Source organism: Parvibaculum sp., from assembly GCF_049671045.1.
Lineage (GTDB): Bacteria > Pseudomonadota > Alphaproteobacteria > Parvibaculales > Parvibaculaceae > Parvibaculum.
Map to the genome: position 1 here is coordinate 14,538 of NZ_JBATUH010000071.1, position 17,439 is coordinate 31,976.

Here is a 17,439-nt window from a genome sequence, read left to right on the forward strand (position 1 = left end):
CGGCCGCGAGGGCCGGGGTTTCAGAATTGCGTGTGCTGCGTTCTAGCTGCCGGAGGTGAAGTGGAAGCCCACTTCCTTCTCGGCCGCTTCGGGCGTGTCGGGCTGCACCTTCACGCCGGGCTCGCCATAGACGACGATCTTGCCCTCGCCGCCCTGCGTCACGGCCACATAGCCGAGACGGTCGGCGCGCACGACCTCGGTGAAGTTCAGGCCCTTGTCGGAGCTGTAGCCGACATAACCCTGAAGGCCGACCAGCACCACCTCGCCATTCGGAAGCTCGACGCCGCCGCCGATCGACTTTTCGGTGCCGCTGTTGACCTTGGTCCAGGTGACGCCGTCATCGGTCGAGCGATAGACATTGCCGCGCATGCCGAAGATGAGCGTCGACCCGTCGGAGAGCGAGAGGCCGCCCCAGAAGGAACCTTCATAGGGCGTCTTCACCTCGTGGAAGGTCTTGCCCTGATCGGTGGAGCGATAGACCGTGCCGAATTCCGCCGCGACGAGGATCGTGCCGCTCTTTTCGGCGAAGACCATGTTGAGATGCGAGTCCTCGGTGCTGCCCTCGACCAGCGAGCGCTGGTTCCAGGTCTTGCCACCATCCTCCGTCTCGATGACGAAGGAGAAGGCGCCCATGGCAAAGCCGTGGCTCTCGTTCACGAAATAGACGGACATGATCGGCGCCTGCGCCTTCGCGTCGTGATAGGCGAGCGTCCAGTGGTCGCCGCCATCGTCGGTGCGGAGCACGGTGCTGTCGTGACCGCCCGCGAAGCCGAGCTTGTCGTTGACGAAATAGACGCTGGTGAGCGTCACCTGGGTCGGCACGGAAGCGGCCTGCTTCCAGGTCTCGCCGAGATCGTCGGAATAGATCACATGGCCGAACTCGCCCACCGCGATGAGCCGGTTGCCGGCCTTGGTCGCCGCGAGAAGAAGGTCCTTCGTCGCGAGCTTGGAGGGCGTGGCGTAGGTGACGGTTTCGCCGTTTGCCGCAGCGGCAGGCTGGGCTTCCTCGGCCTGAGCGCCGACGGGCGCCAGAGCGAAGACGAGCCCGAGCGCGGCTGCGGACAGGGCCGTGGCAAGCGGCTTCAGGGCCGTCTTACGCATGAACTGGGTAAAAATCGACAACATGATGGCTGAGGCTCCCTCACTCGGACGTTTCCCGCGAACCGTCTCTGACCGGCTTCGAGATCTTTTGCGGACGGTTCTTTTCGTTCTTCGCCGGCTTCTTTCGCTGGCCGGTTCGCCTGGAATTCTAGCTCAAGCCGTCCGGATACTCCAAGCGCAGCCTGTGGGCAAGTCGCATCGTTCGGACAGAAATAAAGCCGGACCCTGGTATTCCAGGGCCCGGCTCGATGAGATTAGGCGCTTTTTTAGCGCACGCCAAGCTGACGGATGGCGTTCGGCGTGTAGCGGGACGGATCGAGCTCGTCGGCGAAATAGTTGACCGGCGGCTCTTCGTTCTGCATGGCGAGGGCCAGATAGCGGCCGGCCTGCAGATCGTAGACCACTTCCGCGCCCGAACCGCAGAGCGGCACGTTGTAGCGCTGCAGCTCCTGGAGCTCCTGGACGCGCCACAGCTGGCCACGGCCGTCATAGAGTTCCGACGTCGCGATTTCCCAGGCGTCCTCGTCGTTGTGATAGACGCGGCGGGCATAGACGTGACGCGTGTTCGGACGGAGCTTCGCCTCGAAGTTCCACGTGCGGTGAAGCTCGTAGCGGATCGCATCCTGGTTCAGGTGAAGCGGCTTGATGAAGTCCTTGTACTTCGTCGATTCCGCCTTGTAGCTGTTCGCGGCGATGATGTGCGGCGTCTTGTCGATGACCGACCAGTCGTAGCGGTCGAGAGCGCCGTTATAGCCGTCGAAGGAGTCAGACGTCGAAAGACCGTCCGAGTTCGTTCCCGGATTGTCATAGGCGATGTTCGGAGCGCGGCGCACGCGGCGCGTGCCGGGGCTGTACTGCCAGGCCTGACGGCCGCCATTGAGCGTGGCGTTCAGGGCCTCGTACACCAGGATCACGTTACCCGCTTCGCGGGCCGGCGCGATGGTGTTGGCGATGTAGTAGAGCGAGATGTTGTTCAGGTCTTCGGCGCGCTTCTTCGAGGGGTCCGACCACTGAAGAATGGCTTCGTCCTGCACGATCTGGAGCGTGTAGTCGCCGCCGCGGGTGACGGGCGCCGCCGCGAACTGGCGCGTCACCTTGAATGCGCGATAACGCAGCGTGTGGTTCCAGATGATTTCGTTGGCGTTGTTGGGGATCGGGAAGGGGAAGCCCATGATGGCTTCGCTGATGCCCGAACCGCCGCCGACGAGCTCGCCGACTTTCGCGTTGTTCTTCGTCGCTTCATAGACGCGGTCCGGATAGGCGCAGGAGCGGCGCGTCTGATAGACGTTCATCTTGTAGTCGGGATAGGCCTTCATCAGGGCCTTGTAGCCGTCGGTCAGAACGGCGTCATACTGCGCCATGTTCGCCGCGGTGATCGTGTATTTGATCGGATCGCTGGCGAACGGATCGGCCAGATGGTCACCCGGCTTGTAGGTGACGTTGCTCGGCACGGTCTGCAGGCCGCCGGTCCAGGCCGGAATGTCGCCTTCGCCCGCCTTCTCGGCGCCGACCGGGGTCAGATCGTTCCCCAACCGGTTCACCTGGGCATCCGGCACATTGGCAAGCGCACTGGTGCTGAGCGCGCCGAACACAAAGGCGGAGACCAGCATGGTCGTCCTTTTCATATACGTTCCCTCCACTTGATTTCTTCTTTGGTTTCGATCTTCGCATCGAAACCGGTTTTCCCGCCACTCGACGGGGATAATAGCAAAACGGCAACCGGGCGCAAATAATCACGGAAGAGAATCTGTGTCCCCGCAGCATCTGGCCCCCTCGAATCCCGGCATTCGATGGCTCAATCACATTAAATATTTTTAATGTGATTGAGCCGCGGAACTTGCCGAAGCGGATCGCCGTCACGCCAGTTTCAGTTTCATCCGGCCACGGATCGGTTTAGTGGCACTGTCGGAGAGGATGGATGCCGGCCGCCTTGAAATCAAAGGAGGGTCCGGCAAGACGTTTCGGGATTCCACCTTGCCCCGCGACAGACCGCCACCCCGGACCCGATCCGGGGTCCATCTGAACGGCGCGGCATGACGGGAAAAAACGAAAAAACCCGGCGGCGTTGCCGCCGCCGGGCTCCTATATCTCGACTTCCCGCTTCCTAGAACGAGTAGGAAATGGTCGCCGTCGCGAAGTCCTTGTCGGCCATGGCGTTCCGGTAGTAATTGCCGAAACTGTTGGTGTACTGAAGGGCGGCGCGAATGTCCCTCAGCTTGGCGTTGATCCCGAGCGAAACCGTCTTGCGCCCCTCGATGAAGCCCGGACCGATGGGACCGGCGGAATATCCGCTCACGTCATGCCCGAACTGCACGAAGGGCGAGACCGTCCAGGACGTGCCGAGGGCATTGTTGTAGTCGGTCGAAAGCGCGAGCCTGTAGCCCCAGGAGAAGCTCGACGCATATTTGGCCTGGGGAGGAATGGGACAGGTACCGAGACCGACGCAGTCGTTGCCGAGAATCTGCGCCACGATCGGGTTCGGATTGCCGTCGGCGGCGTGCGGAATGGCCAGCCGGTTGTTGTCGTTGAGCCCCCTGATGTACTGGAAGCCGACATTGCCGACGAGGAACATCACATCCGAGCCGATGGCGCTGACGACCGGCGAGGAGCCCGTCAGGGTGCTGATCGTGCCGAGCTGGCCGGTCCAGGTATTGTACTCGTCGTACCCCCTGATGATTCCGCCGGGCGCGACATAGGTGCCGTTGGCGCGGATCGTGTCGTTGGCGGCGGCGAGGCCCGCATAGGGCCCCGTGAGGGCCGCCACCTGGGCCGCCGTCAGATTGCCGAGACCGGGCGCATTGCAGATGCCCGCCGTGGAGCAGGCGATATAGTAGCCCGACGCGGTGTTATGGATGTCGTTGGCGTTTACCTCGACGTCCGAAATCTGGAAGGGCATGTCGCGGGTGAAGAGCAGTTCGCCCGAAAGCGCCGTCCCGCCCAGAAGATCGACCGTGGTGTTGAAGCTCGCGCCGATCTCCTGGATGTCTTTCGGATAGGTGACGACGGAGTGCTTGGAGTTCGCCGCATTCAGGATAGCCTCGGCGAAGGGCGACACGACGCCGCCGATGACGTTCTGATTGCACTCGGCGAAGTCCACGAAACCGTCCGGCGTAATCGTATCCGCGTTGTAAGCGCCTCCGTTGAAGGCCGGCATGTTGCAGAAACCATAGGCCGTCCCGGTGGAGTTGTTGCCGATCGGGATGCCGATCGGGGTGCCGTCGGCCGCGTTGCCGAGGCCGTAGATATAGGCGGGACCGCCATTCGCCGACGTCGCGGCCGTGAACGTGCCGATCGGCAACTTGGAATGATAGCGCACGAAATAGGCGCCGAGGTCGGTGCCGTTACCCAGCCAGTCGGCATAATATTTCAGCGCCAGGCCGAACTGCCCCTGATCGCCGGGCTCCTGATCCGCATAGCGCGGAATCAGCGCGGCGGAGTTGGGATATTCGCCCTTGAACACGACGTAGCGGCCGCCTTCGCAGACGGCATCGCTGCCGGAGAAATAGGTGCCGCAGGCATCGAGCTTGGTGCGCTCCCAGCCGAAGGTATAGAAGGCCTCCACCGAGAAATTGGCCGGCAGGCCGACCGAGAGATAGACCGAGGGCTCGGGCCTGTAGGCCTCCTTCAGCTCGGCGCCCGGGGTCCGCACCGCGCTCACATCGAAAGGCAGATAGGAGCTGATGCCGCCCTGGATGAAGAGGCTTTCGCCCCAGTTGACGACCTGCTTGCCGACGCGCAGCGAAACCGGGCTCGAGCCCACGTCGAAATTCGTGTAGACGAACGCGTCGAGGACCTTCACGCCGCGGCCGGCGAAATTGCGCGCGTCATGGCCCCTGTAGCCATCGACCAGCGGACGGCGGCCGTAGTCGGTGCTGTCCTGGCCGATCTTGTTCATGCCCCAATAGTCGTAAAACGCGTTGAAGCGCATGAAGGCGCCGAAATTCTGATATTTGGCCTCGACGTCGCTGGTGATCTTGGCCACCGTGGAGTACGGGTCCCACCGGCCGACGTTCACATTGCCGTCGTCTTCATTCGGCGCGTGAAAAGCGCCGTTCGATGACGGACACCCGCCATTGCCCGCGGAGATTTTATTGCAGCTTTGGCCCGACGTGCGGACACCCACACCCGCCGACACGGTGGTGTCGACGCTGAGATCGACTTCGCCGATCTTGAACCCCTCGGCCTGGGCGCCCCCGCCCCGGAAAAAAGCCGCCGCCAACACGGCCAGCAGCAACGCGCCGGATTTTCTTATGATCATTCGTTCCTCCTCGATGGCTACAAATCGCGGCTGGATCGGGAGGTTGAATCGATGGGACGCTCCCCCATGCGACTGCCCCCCGGCCAGTCAGCATCCCTCGATCGCTAGCCCATAGTTAAACCCTTGGTAAGTCAAGGCGTCCGGCGCGCGCCCAGGCCGAGTACACTCACATTGAGCCTACCTATGGCATTTTTGACACGCTCTTATGTGAAACCGGGAGGTCCGCTTCGGTTCTTGCGGCGCGAAAAATTCTTTGCGGCATGGCAACAATTAATGCCGCGACGCAATACGCCCCCGCCTCGCGGCGGGGGCGCTTCATGCGATAGACCGCAAGCGGATGATCGGCGCTCAGTGCATGTCCATGCCGGGCATCTGTCCGCCGGAACCGCCGGAATTCATGCCCGGCTTCGTATCCGGCATCGACTGCCCCTTCCGCATCTCCTCCGGCGTCGCGACCTTGACCGTCACCTCCGCCGTTCCGGCCTTCTCGAAGACGAGCTTCATCGGAAATGTTTCTCCTTCCTTCAGCGGCGCCTTGAGCCCGATCAGCATGACGTGATAGCCGCCCGGCGCGAGCGCCACGCTCCGCCCGGCGGGAACGGAAAGTTGCTCGACCGCGCGCATGCGCATCACCGCGCCGTCCATCTTCATTTCATGGACCTCGACCCTGATCGACACATCGGACTCGATGCTCAGAAGCGCGTCGTCCGACGTGCCGTCATTGCGAATGGTGAAATAGGCCGCCCCCGTCTTCGCGATGGTCGGCCGCGCCCAGGGTTGTTCGATGGTGAGCGAACCGAGCTTGAAGTCCTGCGCGGCGGCGGGCGCCGAGGCCATGAGCGAAAGCCCGGCCAGCAGACACAGGGCAAGGACGTGCGGTGTCCGGACCGGACGGCGAAGCGAGAACGACATGGAAACCTCATGTTCCGGAGGGGGGAAGGTCTGACCGGAACACTAGCGCCCGCGCGGGCCGAGCGCGAGTCACGCGGGGGTGAGCGGAGTTGACGCAGGCCGGGATTGCCCGGGCTGATATGATAGGAATGGTGCTTCGCTTCCGGCGGCGCCGGCGGTCTGAGGCAACCGGGATTTGGCACCAGGATTTGGCAATGCCCACCGACACACGAGAGGAAATCCTCGCGCTTCTCGCCGCGGCGAAAACGGCGACGCTCGCCACGCTGCTTCCCGGCGGCGCGCCCTATGCCTCGCTCGTCTCGCTCACGACCGCGGGGAACGGACTGCCATTATTCCTCTTCTCCCGCCTCGCGCGTCACACGCGGAACCTGCTGCACGACCGCCGCGCCTCGCTCCTGCTCCAATCCCGCGCGACATCGGCCGCCGACCCGCTCGCGGAAACGCGCGCAAGCCTCATCGGCACGGTCTCGGCCCATCGCGACGAGAGCTTCCGCGCCTGCTTCCTCAAAGCGCATCCGGAGGCGGCGGCCTATATCGATTTCACCGATTTCAGCTTCTTCGCCATGTCGGTCGAACGCGCGCATCTCATCGCCGGTTTCGGGCGCATCGTCGATATTCCGGGTACGGAACTAGCGGGCCGCCGTCCCCCGGCAGCCCCGGCGGATAGATAGATTTTGAGATAATTGTGGTTAGCAATTTGAACATTTTTCTTATCGGAAGCTTAAAAGGAGCTGTCTTTTGATGGAGGCGACGCAAGCTCGTACCGACTGGAGCGCCGCCCTCAAATGCACATCATCGTTCTCGCCTCCCAGAAGGGAGGTTCCGGAAAAACCACTCTCTCCGGCCATCTGGCCGTCGAGGCGGAAAATAACGGCGCCGGCCCGGTGGTGCTGATCGACACCGACCCGCAAGGATCGCTCTCCCACTGGTGGAACGCGCGCGCCGCCTCCGCCCCCGCCTTCGCCCGCATCGCCGTCGAGGAACTCGAGGAGGGCCTCGAGGATCTGCGCATGAACGGCTTTCGCCTCGCCATCATCGACACGCCGCCCGCGATCACCCATTCGATTTCGGAAGTCGTCTCTCATGCCGATCTCGTCGTCATCCCGGCGCGCCCGAGCCCGCACGATCTGCGCGCCGTGGGCGCGACGATCGACATTGCCGAACGGCACGGCAAGCCGCTCGTCTTCGTGATGAACGCCGCCACGGCGCGGGCGCGCATCACGGGCGAATCGGCCGTGGCGCTGTCCCAGCACGGCACCGTCGCGCCGGTCACGCTCCACCACCGCGTCGATTTCGCCGCCAGCATGATCGACGGCAAGACGATCGGCGAGATCGACCCGAAAGGCCGCTCGGCCCGCGAGATCGCGGAACTCTGGTCCTATATCGGCGGCAGGCTTGCCCGCATCACCGGCGCCCATGGCCTCGCCGCGCCCCATCACGCCGATGCGAGCGTCAGAACCCTCACCGCTCTCTCTCCGGCAGGCGATGCCGTTGCGGATGAGGCGGACGAACCCGTCCCGCCCATGCGCGAGGCGCCCATGCCCCATTTCGCCGTCGAGCCGCCGCCCATTCCCGCCGGGCATGATGCCGGCCTCCTCGCCGTGCCCTCGGGCCCGAACGGCATCGAGCGCAGAAGCGGCGAGGAGCGGCGCAAGAACCCCGACGGGCGCCCGCCCGCGGGCATGCCCGAACGCCGGGTGAGCGTGTTCGGCCGCCGCAATGCCGACCGCATGCCGAAGCCCGGCGCCCAGCCTTCATCGCTCATGCCCGGCAATTTCGAGAAATTCAGATGAGCCAGCGTAAATTTGCCTCCATCACGGGAAGCCTGCTCGTCCGCAAGGGAGATGCAGGCCCCTCGCCCGCGCCGCAGAGAACCGCCCCGCGAGACATCCTCGCCAATGGCTGGGCCGAGCCGGAGCCGCTTGCGCCGCTCGCCCCCCAGCCTCACGACATGGGCGCGGGCCTCGCTCACCGCCTCACCCTCAGGGTCGACGCCGACCGCTTTCGCCGTCTCTCCATCGCAGCGGCGCAACTGCAGATGCCGATGCAGCATCTTCTCATGGCGGCGCTCGACAGCCATCTGGCGGCGCTGGCCGAGAACGAGCTTTCGGGCTGCGCCTGCATGAAACAGGAAGGCACATGCCACGGACCCGACGGGCCGGCGAGCGGTCCGAAGGACATGCGGAGACCGGCTTGAAGACGATGCGCGGCGCAACCGAGTTCGGCACTGGCGGATACTACGAACTCGTGATCGATCTTGGCTCGCATGACGAGCGCCTCACCCGCGCGGTCGACGCGCTCTGGAGCCATGCCGATCTCGCGACAGCGGAGGGCGTGGCGGCGAACGAGAACCTCGCCGCCGAAGGCGCGGCGAGGCATCCGGCCTGGCGCCACGGCGTGGCAAGGCTGCCCAATGGCGCGCGCATACCCTGCCGCAGCTTTGCCGAGGTGATCGCGGGGCCGAGCGGCGAGAAGGCCTATGTCGTCTTCGCCCTGCCCATGGCGGCGCTCGAGCGCGCCTGCGCGGCCGACCGGCCCCTGGCGGCCAATGCCGCCCATGCGGCCCATGCGGCATCGGGCGGGCTCGACACCGCCTGGCGTGAGCGGCTCGAGAACTGGCTCGCGGAACTCGGCGCCCATGTCGACGCCGCCGTGCCCTTCGGCGCGGCCTATATCGGCTTTCTCCCCTTCCCCATCGGCGAGGAGGAGCTTGCGGAAATCCTCTTCGCCCGCGAGGTTCCCGCCGAGCGCTACCTCGCCTATCTCTACCGCTTGGGAAACGACCTCAGATATTTCCCGACAAACCGCTGGTCATGATGCGCTGGCGGGCCGCAATCGCCGGAACTTCGTCCTGGAGACGCTTCCCACCCGTTCCGCTTGAGCCGGCGAAACGATGGACGTAGCCATTAAGCGAATAATTTCCGAGTCGCTTCGAAAGGCCCGGCGCCAACGCGAGGATGGAATTCTGAATGTTTCGCCTGTTCCAAAAAATCCGGAAGCGCGTTGACCGTAGCTTGCGGACTAAGAGTCGCGCGCCTAAGGCGAAGGCCGTCTGGGACTATCTGGCCCAAAGAAATTGCAAGGCAGTTCTCCTCGAAACACCGCACGGGTCGTTCTGGGTAAAGCCTGGCGACAGCGTTATCGGCTTCGCATTGTTCTCGGCAGGCGAGTTCGATTTCAACGACTTCTTGCAGCTCAAAGCCGCGATAACGGCCGGAGTTATAGAGTTGCCCGACAACGCCGTCTTCCTCGACGTCGGAGCGAACATAGGCACCCATACGATCTATGCGATGAATTCGGGCCTGTTCAACCGTGCCGTCTGTTTTGAACCCGATCCGGTCAATTTTCGATTTCTGGAGATGAATATCCATGAAAACGGTTATGGCGACAGATGTCAGCTAATGAATATGGCGCTGGGAGAAAAGTCGGGTCTTGCGGAACTGGAGCTTGCGCCGGACAATTTCGGCGATCACCGCATCAGGGAACAGACTCACGCCGCGGCGGTAGCCAATCGCTATTCCGAAGAAAACCGCAAAACGATCCCCGTGAAGCTTGGCACGCTTGACGATACTTTGGCAGAACTCGGCATTGATCCCGCTTCGTGCTTCCTGCACATGGACGTACAGGGATTTGAACCTTACGTGCTGAGGGGCGCACGGAACTTCCTGGAGAAATGCAACTCGGCATTCACGGAGTTTTGGCCCTATGGCATGAAACGAACGGGCGGTGCCGAGATATTCCGCAAGGAGGCCGAGGCGCAGTTCTCGCACTTTGTGGATTTCGGTGCTGGCGAGACACACACTCAACCTATCGACGCTTTGGCGAAGCTCTACGACCGCTATGCGGAAGGCATTGGCACAACGCTGCTGCTGATGAAGAAGACTACGGCTTGATTGCGAGAGAACCTACCTCCCGCTATCGGATTTGAGCCGCTCTTCAAGGCTGCGAAGGCGCACCTCGACCGCAGCAACCCGTGCAATCGTTGCCTCGTATAACCCATTGAGGCGCTCCATTTCGATATGCGCCGACGCTGCATGTAGCAGCACTGCATCTATATCGTTGGGGCTTTTCACGGAGCCGTTCGGCGTTTGCCCGGCAGCGAGCAGCGCGGCAACCGCGACTCGCAATTCATCGATTTGCGCGTTCAGTTTCCGGCTGCTCCGTTTCCTGACCGCGGATTTTATCTTTTTAAGCATGCAAGCATCCCTTCAAAAGCGTCAGCTCAACGCTTTCAACCATTCTTCCGAATAGGGTTGTTGCAGATCGCGCAGAAACAGTTGCTCTCCCGTGAGAACATCCACGACCGGCATATTGCGAATGAGATCAAATCGCGCCGTGCCGCCGACGAAAGATAGTTGTCCCCCCTCATTGCGGCTGTCGCGATGACGCGGCGGAAACGCCTTTATATCGTGAAGGAGTTCAAGAACGGGAGCGGCCAGTTCATCGCGGACAAAGAAGGCGTTGATACCCATCGAATTCGTCCCCACAAATGTGAAGCCCTTTTCCCGCCCGAGATGCACCAGCGCCTTGATCGAAGCGCCGAAGTAAAGACCGCTTGAATGTGCGGCGAAGCGGCGGAATCCAGGATCGTAGGGAACAGTCACTGCTCGCGAGTCGCCAAAAATCGGATTTACTTCGCAGACGACGATGTCAGGCGTGACACTTTCAATCGCACGCCACACCCAATAATCATTGCCATCGATATCGATCGACAATACGCCCAGCGGCCCTCCAAACCCCGATGAGACAATGAGTTCGTCGATATTCTCTGCGGTGACGAACGCAGCCCGGCCGGTCAGATCATGCATCCAGTATATGGGATCGTCGCGCAGCGCGGCCATATTATCGTCGCTGCCGTCCAGAACCAGACCCTTCCAATTGCGATGCCGGAGAAGGAAACGACAGTTCGCTTCCTTGAAGGTCTCGACGCCGAATTCGACGAAGCGGTCATGGATCGGGGCCACATGTGACACGAGCCAGTCGATTATTCCGTCCTCGCCCCATTGAGAGTAGACACGGAACTCGGCCTCGCTCAAATCACGAAGCGGTTTTGCCTGATCGACCATCCGCCCGGCGATCTGGCCCTGCAAGAAGAGATTACGATCGAGTGTGTCGGCCATGAGCGAACGCGTGTACGCTTCTTTCCGGCTTTTGCGCCTGCGCCTTCGACGAAATAGTCGTGTAATCGGGTCTCGCATCATCGCTCTCACCTCCCGTTTTCGTCCCGCCATCGTCCCTGCCGGGCGACACAGACAGGGTTCGCCCGCGCATCGGCGAGAGACGCCCTGAACCGTTCGCCTTCATGACGGTTGGAGAGGAACAGCCACCGAGGATCGAGAGCCAGATTTCGGGCCACGCGCTCCTCGCCGAAGCGAATGAGTTCCGCGGTCCAGCCATATCGGCGGGCCGTCGCCGTCAGCGAACGGGCGGCGTCGAGATAGCGGTGCCGGCTTAAGAGGTACGTCTCGATACTCTTGAAGTAATGATCGAATCCGACGGGAATACGGGCGTCGAAACGCTCGAAAGCCAATGCAATCCCATCTCGGCAAACTGCTGCGATGCAGTCGGCGATCCTGGCAGGGTGTTCATCCGTCATTTCGAGGACCGCGCGATCTCTTATGTCGAAATACTCGAAATCATGGGCGAATGACGCATAGACATAGGTGGACTTCTTCAATAGTTGAATCATTGGCAGCGGAGCCGAAGCCGTCGACGACGCCGCTACGGTGCCGCCACTGCCGGAACCTACGAAGAGCGTGCAGTGATGGGTCAGATGCGCTGCTTCCCTCAGAGACAACGTCCCAGCGTAACGAGATCGGTCGTCCTTGAGCTTCATCGGAAGATGCGTGGTGAATATGACCGTCGCATCGGGAAGCCTCGCATAGACCTCGGCAGCGACCGCCTGCGCGAGATCGGGGTTCACGAAGGACTGCCCGCTCTGCGCTGTACATTCGAAAAGAATTCGGTGTCGGAATTTTTCGAGTGACTGGTCGCGAACATATTGCTCGACACGACCTATCTCATCACTGGTGAGGTTGATCACACTTTCAATCGGAACAGTGATTGGTCTGCCGTATGCCCGCAATATGCTTGGCCGGACCGTGCCGTCATAATTCTGAAAGTTTTCCGGGGCGATCTGGGAGAAAATGACGCGATCGAATTCCCCGCCTGCGCAACGCCGAAGCGCTTCACGCTCAAAAATCCGCCACATGGTCTCTGTCTGGCCTCGATCTGCCAGCGGTATCTCCCAAATCTCGTCGACATGCGGATTATTGGCGAGCAGGTCCGCATTCTGATCGAAGATCGCCCAGGTTATTTGCGCATCCGGGAAGTCCTGTCGGAGTTGCCGGGCGAGGATGGTTGCATAAAGACAGTCTCCCTTGGCGCCGAGCTGCGCAAGAAGTACACGCTCCACTTTACAACCCTCACTTACTCGACGCAGTTAAACGGACGCAATCATGTCAGCGACAATGTCCTGCAGCGATTTTGCCGGCCGGCGTCCGATGGCCCGCTCGAGCCGAGCAAGCGAGACACTGAAAGACGGGCCGGGATCAGACGGCTCAAGAGACGTGAGGACATGGCGCTCGGCGTCAAGTCCGTACTTCGCAAACAATTCGCTTACGGCCAGACGCGCATGCCGGACGATGCCCGAGGCCAACACGAATTCGCCCTCGTCCGACCGCTCGGCAATCTCGACAGCCAGCTCTGCGACTTCTTCGGCCGCACTCCAGTCGATCCAGAAGTCGAGCGTATGCACCCTGAAGCTGTGTCGGGGATTGCTCAGAGTTTCTGCGATACCCCGGGCAATTGTCGGGAGGAAGAACCGCGCCGGCCGCCTTGCCGATTCATGATTGAAAAGTATGAGGTTCGTCGCGGCAATGCCATGTTGCGATCGGTAAAAGGCGATCAGGTCCCGACTTGTAAGTTTGCCGATACTGTAGAGACAGGTCGCTCTTGCAGGCGTCAGCTCATCGATCACACCGGCAAGCGGCGCCGGAAAGATCTTCGACGAGCCGGCATAGATGATTCGCATTCCGGGCGCCTCGCGCCGCGCATGCTCCAGCAGGACATGCAGAGCGGTGACATTGACCGCCAGCATGTCCGCCACGACCGGCTCGTAATGGAACCCTGCGGCCCCATGGACGGCAGCGAAGTGAAAGGCGAAATCCGGCCTGGCCTCGGCAACAAATCCGGCCAGTGCATCATTGTCTCTCAGGTCGAGATCGGCATAGCTAAAATTCGGGGACGACCCGACATAGCGGCTCGTCCCGCCCCTTCCGATACCAATGACCTCATGCCCCCTGCGCAGCAATGCTTCCGCAACGTAACTGCCGTCTTGGCCGTTGACACCGAGGACGAGAGATCGGGGCACGGGCCTTGCCTGTCAGCCGAGCAGGAGTTGTGTGAGGTATTCGGTCCCTTGCTTCGCAGCCGCCAGGGACGTCTCGTAGTTATCGCTCGTCACGACCTCCACTTCCGGCAGAGGAAATATCATCTTCGTGCCGGCGAAAATCATTTCGCGCTCGCGCTCGAGGAACTCGCGTTTGAAATGCCACGGAAGCACGAGGTAGTAGTCGGGCTTTGCCGCGCGAGATTCTTCTTCCGAAACGATCGGTATGTCGGTCCCAAGCGTACGGGATCCGGCCTTGTCTGGATTCCGGTCGGCCGCACAATCGACCATGACGCGATTGATGCCGTACCATTGCAGCAAGACGTTGCCCTTGGTCGACGCGCCATAGATGTGCACGCGCTTCCCCTGCGCACGAATGTTGAAGAGCAACGAATTGAGCTCGTCCTTTAGCCGGTCGATCCGGTTCTGGAACATCACATATGGCGCGTCAGTGTCGAGTTCCATCTCGAACTCTCTGATCCTCAGCCTGTGAAGCCCGGCACGGTCCTCCGGGGTCCCATATTCTGAATTTGACGCGCGGCATGCGTAGCAGCGGATGCTGCCGCCATTTATGTCGTTGATGGCGACCTTGAAGATGCGCAGATCGGCCCGCCGGGCGATCTCCTCAAGCGCGGCAAGGCTGTAATACTCGAGGTGTTCGTGACAAATCGTGTCGAACGAATTTTGCAGGAGCATCAACGGGAGGTACGACATCTCGAAAACCCAGATGCCTTCCTCGCTGAGAAGCCGTTCGATGTTCATCGCAAAATCGACGGGCGACTCGAGGTCGTAGAACATCGCGATGGATGTAATGATATCTATGCCTCTCTCGGGCAGGATGCCGATCGCCTGCTCGGAGGGGAAGATCGTGTTGATGACCACCGTACCGTCCTTGATTTCCCGCGCGATGTCGGACGGATCGACGCCGTAGCGTCGGCTTTCGGAGGGATAATTCGCAAGCAGCGTGCCGTCATTGCACCCGATATCCAGAACCGTCGGGTTGGATTTGCTCACCAGGGACAATGCACTCTTCGCGATGCCTGCAAGATGGTTCCGCATCGTCGCATTGGTGCCCGAACGATACCAATAATTCGCATAAAGAATTTCGGGCGGGAACGAATGCGCGAGCTGTAGCAGGCCGCAACCATTTTCATTGCGCGTTACGTCGCAGCGTACAAGTTGCGTTGGCAATTTGCGCGTCGGCGGCATCAATACACCGGGCTTCACGAAGGAGCCCTGGAGATACTGTCCTCCCAGATCAATGACCGGCGCAAGATCCGGCGAACCGCAAACGCGGCAGGTACGTCTGTAGCGCGGATGCAATCGCAACCCCCCATTGGCGATTGGCGAATCAGGTGCCGAGGCAAGGCCGTTCAGCCTGTACCCGGCTTCATCGCCGCATTGGCAGAAGATTCCCTCTTACAGCATCTGAACGTCAGGAACCAGATTATGGTTCAGTCGTCGTGCGTTGTGGCCATGAGGTATGCGCCCTTCGGGCGAGGGGTTGCGGCATCAAGGAGTAAGTGATTGATATTAATGGTGCCGCTTGGGTGACTCGAACACCCGACCCCCTCATTACGAATGAGGTGCTCTACCAACTGAGCTAAAGCGGCGCCGGAGGCGCAGGCGAACCTGTCTCTCGGGGCCCTTCAGATACCCCGGGGCAGGCGCTTTGGCAACAGGATTGAGGGTGACGGGGCCGGGATTTCAGGCGCGCGCTATTCCGGGCTCAGCGGCAGGACCTCGATCTGCCCATCGTGGTGAACGGGCGCCGTTTCGGCCGGCAGGCCGGGCGCGGCGGCCTTCTCGCCGCCAAGCGCCCCGTCGAGGAAGGCCGCCACGTCGGCCGCGCTCTTTTCCGCCACTTCCTCCATCGGCACATGCCCGACATCGGAATATATGACGACCTTGGCGCCGGGAATACGCCGGGCGAACTCGGCCGCGTTTTTGACCGGGATGAGCGTGTCCTTGTCGCCCCAGAGAATGAGCGTGGGCGCCCTTATCGCGCCGAGCCTTTCGGCCACCGCCTCGTCATTCGAAGGGGTGCGGAAGCGGATGGACGTCGCCTTGCGGTTGCCGTCGTAAAGCGCCAGATCGTAGTAGCGGGAGATCATCTCCTCGGTCACTTTCGACTGATCGACGAAGACCTTGTGCAGCCCTTCGGCGAAGATCGAGCGCGGCGTCACATAAAGAAGAATCTTGTTCAGCACCGGCATGCGCGCGAGGCGGAAGCCGAGCGGCAGCTTTTCTCCCGCCTCTGCCTTTCTCGGAATGCCCGCCGCATCGACGAGGATCAGCGCAGACACTTCGGCCGGATAGGTCTCCGCATATTCGGCGGCGACGCCTCCGCCCATCGAATTGCCGCCGATCGCGTAATGGCCGAGGCCGAGCTTCCCGACCACCTCATGCGTGAAGGCGACCATGGCGCTGCGGCTGTAATCGTCGCCGGGCACGGCGCCGGTGAGCCCGTGGCCCGGCATGTCCATGGTGACGACACGGTACTTGCCACCGAGAAGCTTCACCCATGGCTCCCATGTGTGGAGCGAGGCGTTGGAGCCGTGAATGAGAACGAGCGCCGGACCATCCCGGGGCCCCTCGTCCCGCACATGGGCGACCGCGCCGTCGGGGAGCGCGATGAACTGCGAGGCGGGGCTTGCATATTTCGGCAGCAGCTCTTCCTTGCTCTTGTCGAAGCGGACGACCGAAACCGCCATCACGACAAGCGCGAGCAGCACGAGAACGCCCACACCCTGGAAAATGCGCTTCACCATTTGGACTCTCCCTCTTCCTCCGCATCATCCGTGAGCGGACCGGGATCGTCCGGCAGGAGCGGGGGAAAGGCAAGTGCGTCCGGCCCTTCCGTCATGCGCCCGGCGGGCGCCTGCGCCACGGCAGCGGCCGACGCGGCCGCCTGCGGGACAGGCGAAAGGGGCTGTTCCGGGGTGGCTGGAGGCGTTGTCTCTGGGGCTACTTCGGGCGCGGGCGCGGCCACGAGGGAAGGAAGCCGGAGGCCCGGCGCCTTCCATTCGAGCGCGTCGAATTCGCCCGTCACCGGATTGATCGCCGACCAGCGCCGTGAGCGATAGCCCTCGCCCGTCCAGGCCGCATCCTCGGGCGCATGGAGAGCGCGCGCGAGCCATTCCCGCGCGCTGCCGCGATTGCCATGCTCGCCTTCCTCGATCTCCGCCATGAGTTCGCAGATGCGCTGCGTCGGCGCCTCCTCCACCTGCCCGGCGGTGAGAGGTTCGAGCGCGCCGCGCGCTGTCAGCCAGTCGCGCGCGCCGATGGCCGCCCGCGCCAGCGCCACCCGGCTCTCGATATGGTTGCGGTTGCGCCCGACGAGAAGCCGCACGCGCTTGCAGCGGTCATAGGCGCTCTCTCCGGCGACGAGGTTCATATAGGCGTCGGCGAGATCGGGATGCGGCGCCCGCGCCCAGAGATCCTCGATGAGCTTCGCCCCACGCCGCACCCGCCCCGTCTCGCCGCAAAGCCTCGCCGCGAGCGCGACTGCCGGAACGAAATCGGGCATTATCGAAACGGCCTTGCGCGCGAGCGACAGCGCCTTTTCGCGCGCCCCCTCGCGTGCAGACCCGAGTTGCCCGCGCGCGGCTTCTTCCGCCGTCAGCGCCTGCGCGGTGAGAAGAATGGCGCGGCGGCGCCGCGCGGCATCGCGGCTGATGAGCTTTGCCGACAGCATGCGGTCGAGCGTCTGAAGGGCACTGTCCCAATCCTCCTGCGACGTCTCGATTTCAAAGACGGCCTGCGCCGCCCAGAGCGT

General features: G+C 62.2%; 15 protein-coding genes, 1 tRNA gene and 1 pseudogene. 5 read left to right on the forward strand and 12 right to left on the reverse strand.

The window, feature by feature from the left end; all coding sequences use genetic code 11:
* Positions 1-42: 42 nt before the first annotated feature.
* From WBG82_RS08845 to WBG82_RS08860, 4 genes are all read right to left on the reverse strand, one after another.
* Positions 43-1,125, reverse strand: coding sequence for a YCF48-related protein (locus WBG82_RS08845; RefSeq protein WP_424423877.1), 1,083 nt, complete (start codon positions 1,123-1,125; stop codon positions 43-45).
* 242 nt (positions 1,126-1,367) lie between these two features.
* On the reverse strand, positions 1,368-2,726 hold the full coding sequence (locus WBG82_RS08850) for a DUF1329 domain-containing protein (RefSeq protein ID WP_424423880.1): 1,359 nt from the start codon (positions 2,724-2,726) through the stop codon (positions 1,368-1,370).
* A gap of 479 nt (positions 2,727-3,205) precedes the next feature.
* A complete protein-coding gene (locus WBG82_RS08855; protein WP_424423883.1) occupies positions 3,206-5,359 on the reverse strand; it encodes a DUF1302 family protein in 2,154 nt (717 codons plus the stop codon).
* A 348-nt stretch (positions 5,360-5,707) separates the two neighbouring features.
* Positions 5,708-6,271, reverse strand: a complete 564-nt coding sequence (locus WBG82_RS08860; protein WP_424423885.1) for a copper chaperone PCu(A)C — start codon at positions 6,269-6,271, stop codon at positions 5,708-5,710.
* 194 nt (positions 6,272-6,465) lie between these two features.
* Here WBG82_RS08860 and WBG82_RS08865 point away from each other — a divergent pair, with 194 nt between their 5' ends.
* The 5 genes from WBG82_RS08865 (at position 6,466) to WBG82_RS08885 (ending at position 10,164) form a co-directional block, all read left to right on the forward strand.
* Positions 6,466-6,942 (forward strand): pyridoxamine 5'-phosphate oxidase family protein, encoded by a 477-nt coding sequence (locus tag WBG82_RS08865; protein WP_424423888.1) that lies wholly within the window; start codon positions 6,466-6,468, stop codon positions 6,940-6,942.
* Between the two features lie 114 nt (positions 6,943-7,056).
* The gene (locus tag WBG82_RS08870; protein WP_424423891.1) at positions 7,057-8,064 is read left to right on the forward strand and encodes an AAA family ATPase; all 1,008 of its coding nucleotides are present in this window, start codon (positions 7,057-7,059) and stop codon (positions 8,062-8,064) included.
* Positions 8,061-8,468: a hypothetical protein gene (locus tag WBG82_RS08875; RefSeq protein ID WP_424423894.1), complete on the forward strand. Its 408-nt coding sequence runs from the start codon at positions 8,061-8,063 to the stop codon at positions 8,466-8,468. The genes WBG82_RS08870 and WBG82_RS08875 overlap by 4 nt, the downstream gene beginning before the upstream one ends.
* The gene (locus tag WBG82_RS08880; protein ID WP_424423897.1) at positions 8,465-9,088 is read left to right on the forward strand and encodes a hypothetical protein; all 624 of its coding nucleotides are present in this window, start codon (positions 8,465-8,467) and stop codon (positions 9,086-9,088) included. Before WBG82_RS08875 ends, WBG82_RS08880 begins: the two co-directional genes overlap by 4 nt.
* A gap of 152 nt (positions 9,089-9,240) precedes the next feature.
* Positions 9,241-10,164, forward strand: a complete 924-nt coding sequence (locus tag WBG82_RS08885) for an FkbM family methyltransferase (RefSeq protein WP_424423899.1) — start codon at positions 9,241-9,243, stop codon at positions 10,162-10,164.
* Between the two features lie 12 nt (positions 10,165-10,176).
* Here the strand turns inward: WBG82_RS08885 and WBG82_RS08890 are convergent, their stop codons facing one another.
* The 8 genes and pseudogenes from WBG82_RS08890 to WBG82_RS08925 all read right to left on the reverse strand — a co-directional run.
* Positions 10,177-10,467, reverse strand: coding sequence for a hypothetical protein (locus WBG82_RS08890; RefSeq protein ID WP_424423902.1), 291 nt, complete (start codon positions 10,465-10,467; stop codon positions 10,177-10,179).
* Positions 10,468-10,488: 21 nt separating this feature from the next.
* Positions 10,489-11,391 (reverse strand): hypothetical protein, encoded by a 903-nt coding sequence (locus tag WBG82_RS08895; RefSeq protein ID WP_424423904.1) that lies wholly within the window; start codon positions 11,389-11,391, stop codon positions 10,489-10,491.
* 86 nt (positions 11,392-11,477) lie between these two features.
* Entirely contained in the window at positions 11,478-12,686 is a 1,209-nt protein-coding gene (locus tag WBG82_RS08900) for a glycosyltransferase family 9 protein (RefSeq protein WP_424423907.1), read from the reverse strand.
* Between the two features lie 27 nt (positions 12,687-12,713).
* Complete coding sequence (locus WBG82_RS08905; RefSeq protein ID WP_424423910.1) at positions 12,714-13,643, reverse strand: GDP-mannose 4,6-dehydratase; 930 nt, start codon at positions 13,641-13,643, stop codon at positions 12,714-12,716.
* 12 nt (positions 13,644-13,655) lie between these two features.
* Positions 13,656-14,984: a class I SAM-dependent methyltransferase gene (locus tag WBG82_RS08910; protein ID WP_424423913.1), complete on the reverse strand. Its 1,329-nt coding sequence runs from the start codon at positions 14,982-14,984 to the stop codon at positions 13,656-13,658.
* A gap of 214 nt (positions 14,985-15,198) precedes the next feature.
* Positions 15,199-15,274 (reverse strand) — tRNA-Thr (locus tag WBG82_RS08915).
* A 105-nt stretch (positions 15,275-15,379) separates the two neighbouring features.
* Positions 15,380-16,432: an alpha/beta fold hydrolase gene (locus tag WBG82_RS08920; protein ID WP_424423915.1), complete on the reverse strand. Its 1,053-nt coding sequence runs from the start codon at positions 16,430-16,432 to the stop codon at positions 15,380-15,382.
* Positions 16,426-17,439 (reverse strand): annotated as a pseudogene (locus tag WBG82_RS08925) (heme biosynthesis protein HemY); the annotation flags it as partial. The pseudogene WBG82_RS08925 and the gene WBG82_RS08920, both read right to left, overlap by 7 nt.

Coding starts and splice junctions, on each gene's coding strand:
- WBG82_RS08920 (WP_424423915.1), bottom strand. CDS start 16,432: ATGGTGAAGCGCATTTTCCAGGGTGTGGGCGTTCTCGTGCTGCTCGCG.
- WBG82_RS08865 (WP_424423888.1), top strand. CDS start 6,466: ATGCCCACCGACACACGAGAGGAAATCCTCGCGCTTCTCGCCGCGGCG.
- WBG82_RS08885 (WP_424423899.1), top strand. CDS start 9,241: ATGTTTCGCCTGTTCCAAAAAATCCGGAAGCGCGTTGACCGTAGCTTG.
- WBG82_RS08875 (WP_424423894.1), top strand. CDS start 8,061: ATGAGCCAGCGTAAATTTGCCTCCATCACGGGAAGCCTGCTCGTCCGC.
- WBG82_RS08850 (WP_424423880.1), bottom strand. CDS start 2,726: ATGAAAAGGACGACCATGCTGGTCTCCGCCTTTGTGTTCGGCGCGCTC.
- WBG82_RS08870 (WP_424423891.1), top strand. CDS start 7,057: ATGCACATCATCGTTCTCGCCTCCCAGAAGGGAGGTTCCGGAAAAACC.
- WBG82_RS08845 (WP_424423877.1), bottom strand. CDS start 1,125: ATGTTGTCGATTTTTACCCAGTTCATGCGTAAGACGGCCCTGAAGCCG.
- WBG82_RS08890 (WP_424423902.1), bottom strand. CDS start 10,467: ATGCTTAAAAAGATAAAATCCGCGGTCAGGAAACGGAGCAGCCGGAAA.
- WBG82_RS08855 (WP_424423883.1), bottom strand. CDS start 5,359: ATGATCATAAGAAAATCCGGCGCGTTGCTGCTGGCCGTGTTGGCGGCG.
- WBG82_RS08895 (WP_424423904.1), bottom strand. CDS start 11,391: ATGGCCGACACACTCGATCGTAATCTCTTCTTGCAGGGCCAGATCGCC.
- WBG82_RS08860 (WP_424423885.1), bottom strand. CDS start 6,271: ATGTCGTTCTCGCTTCGCCGTCCGGTCCGGACACCGCACGTCCTTGCC.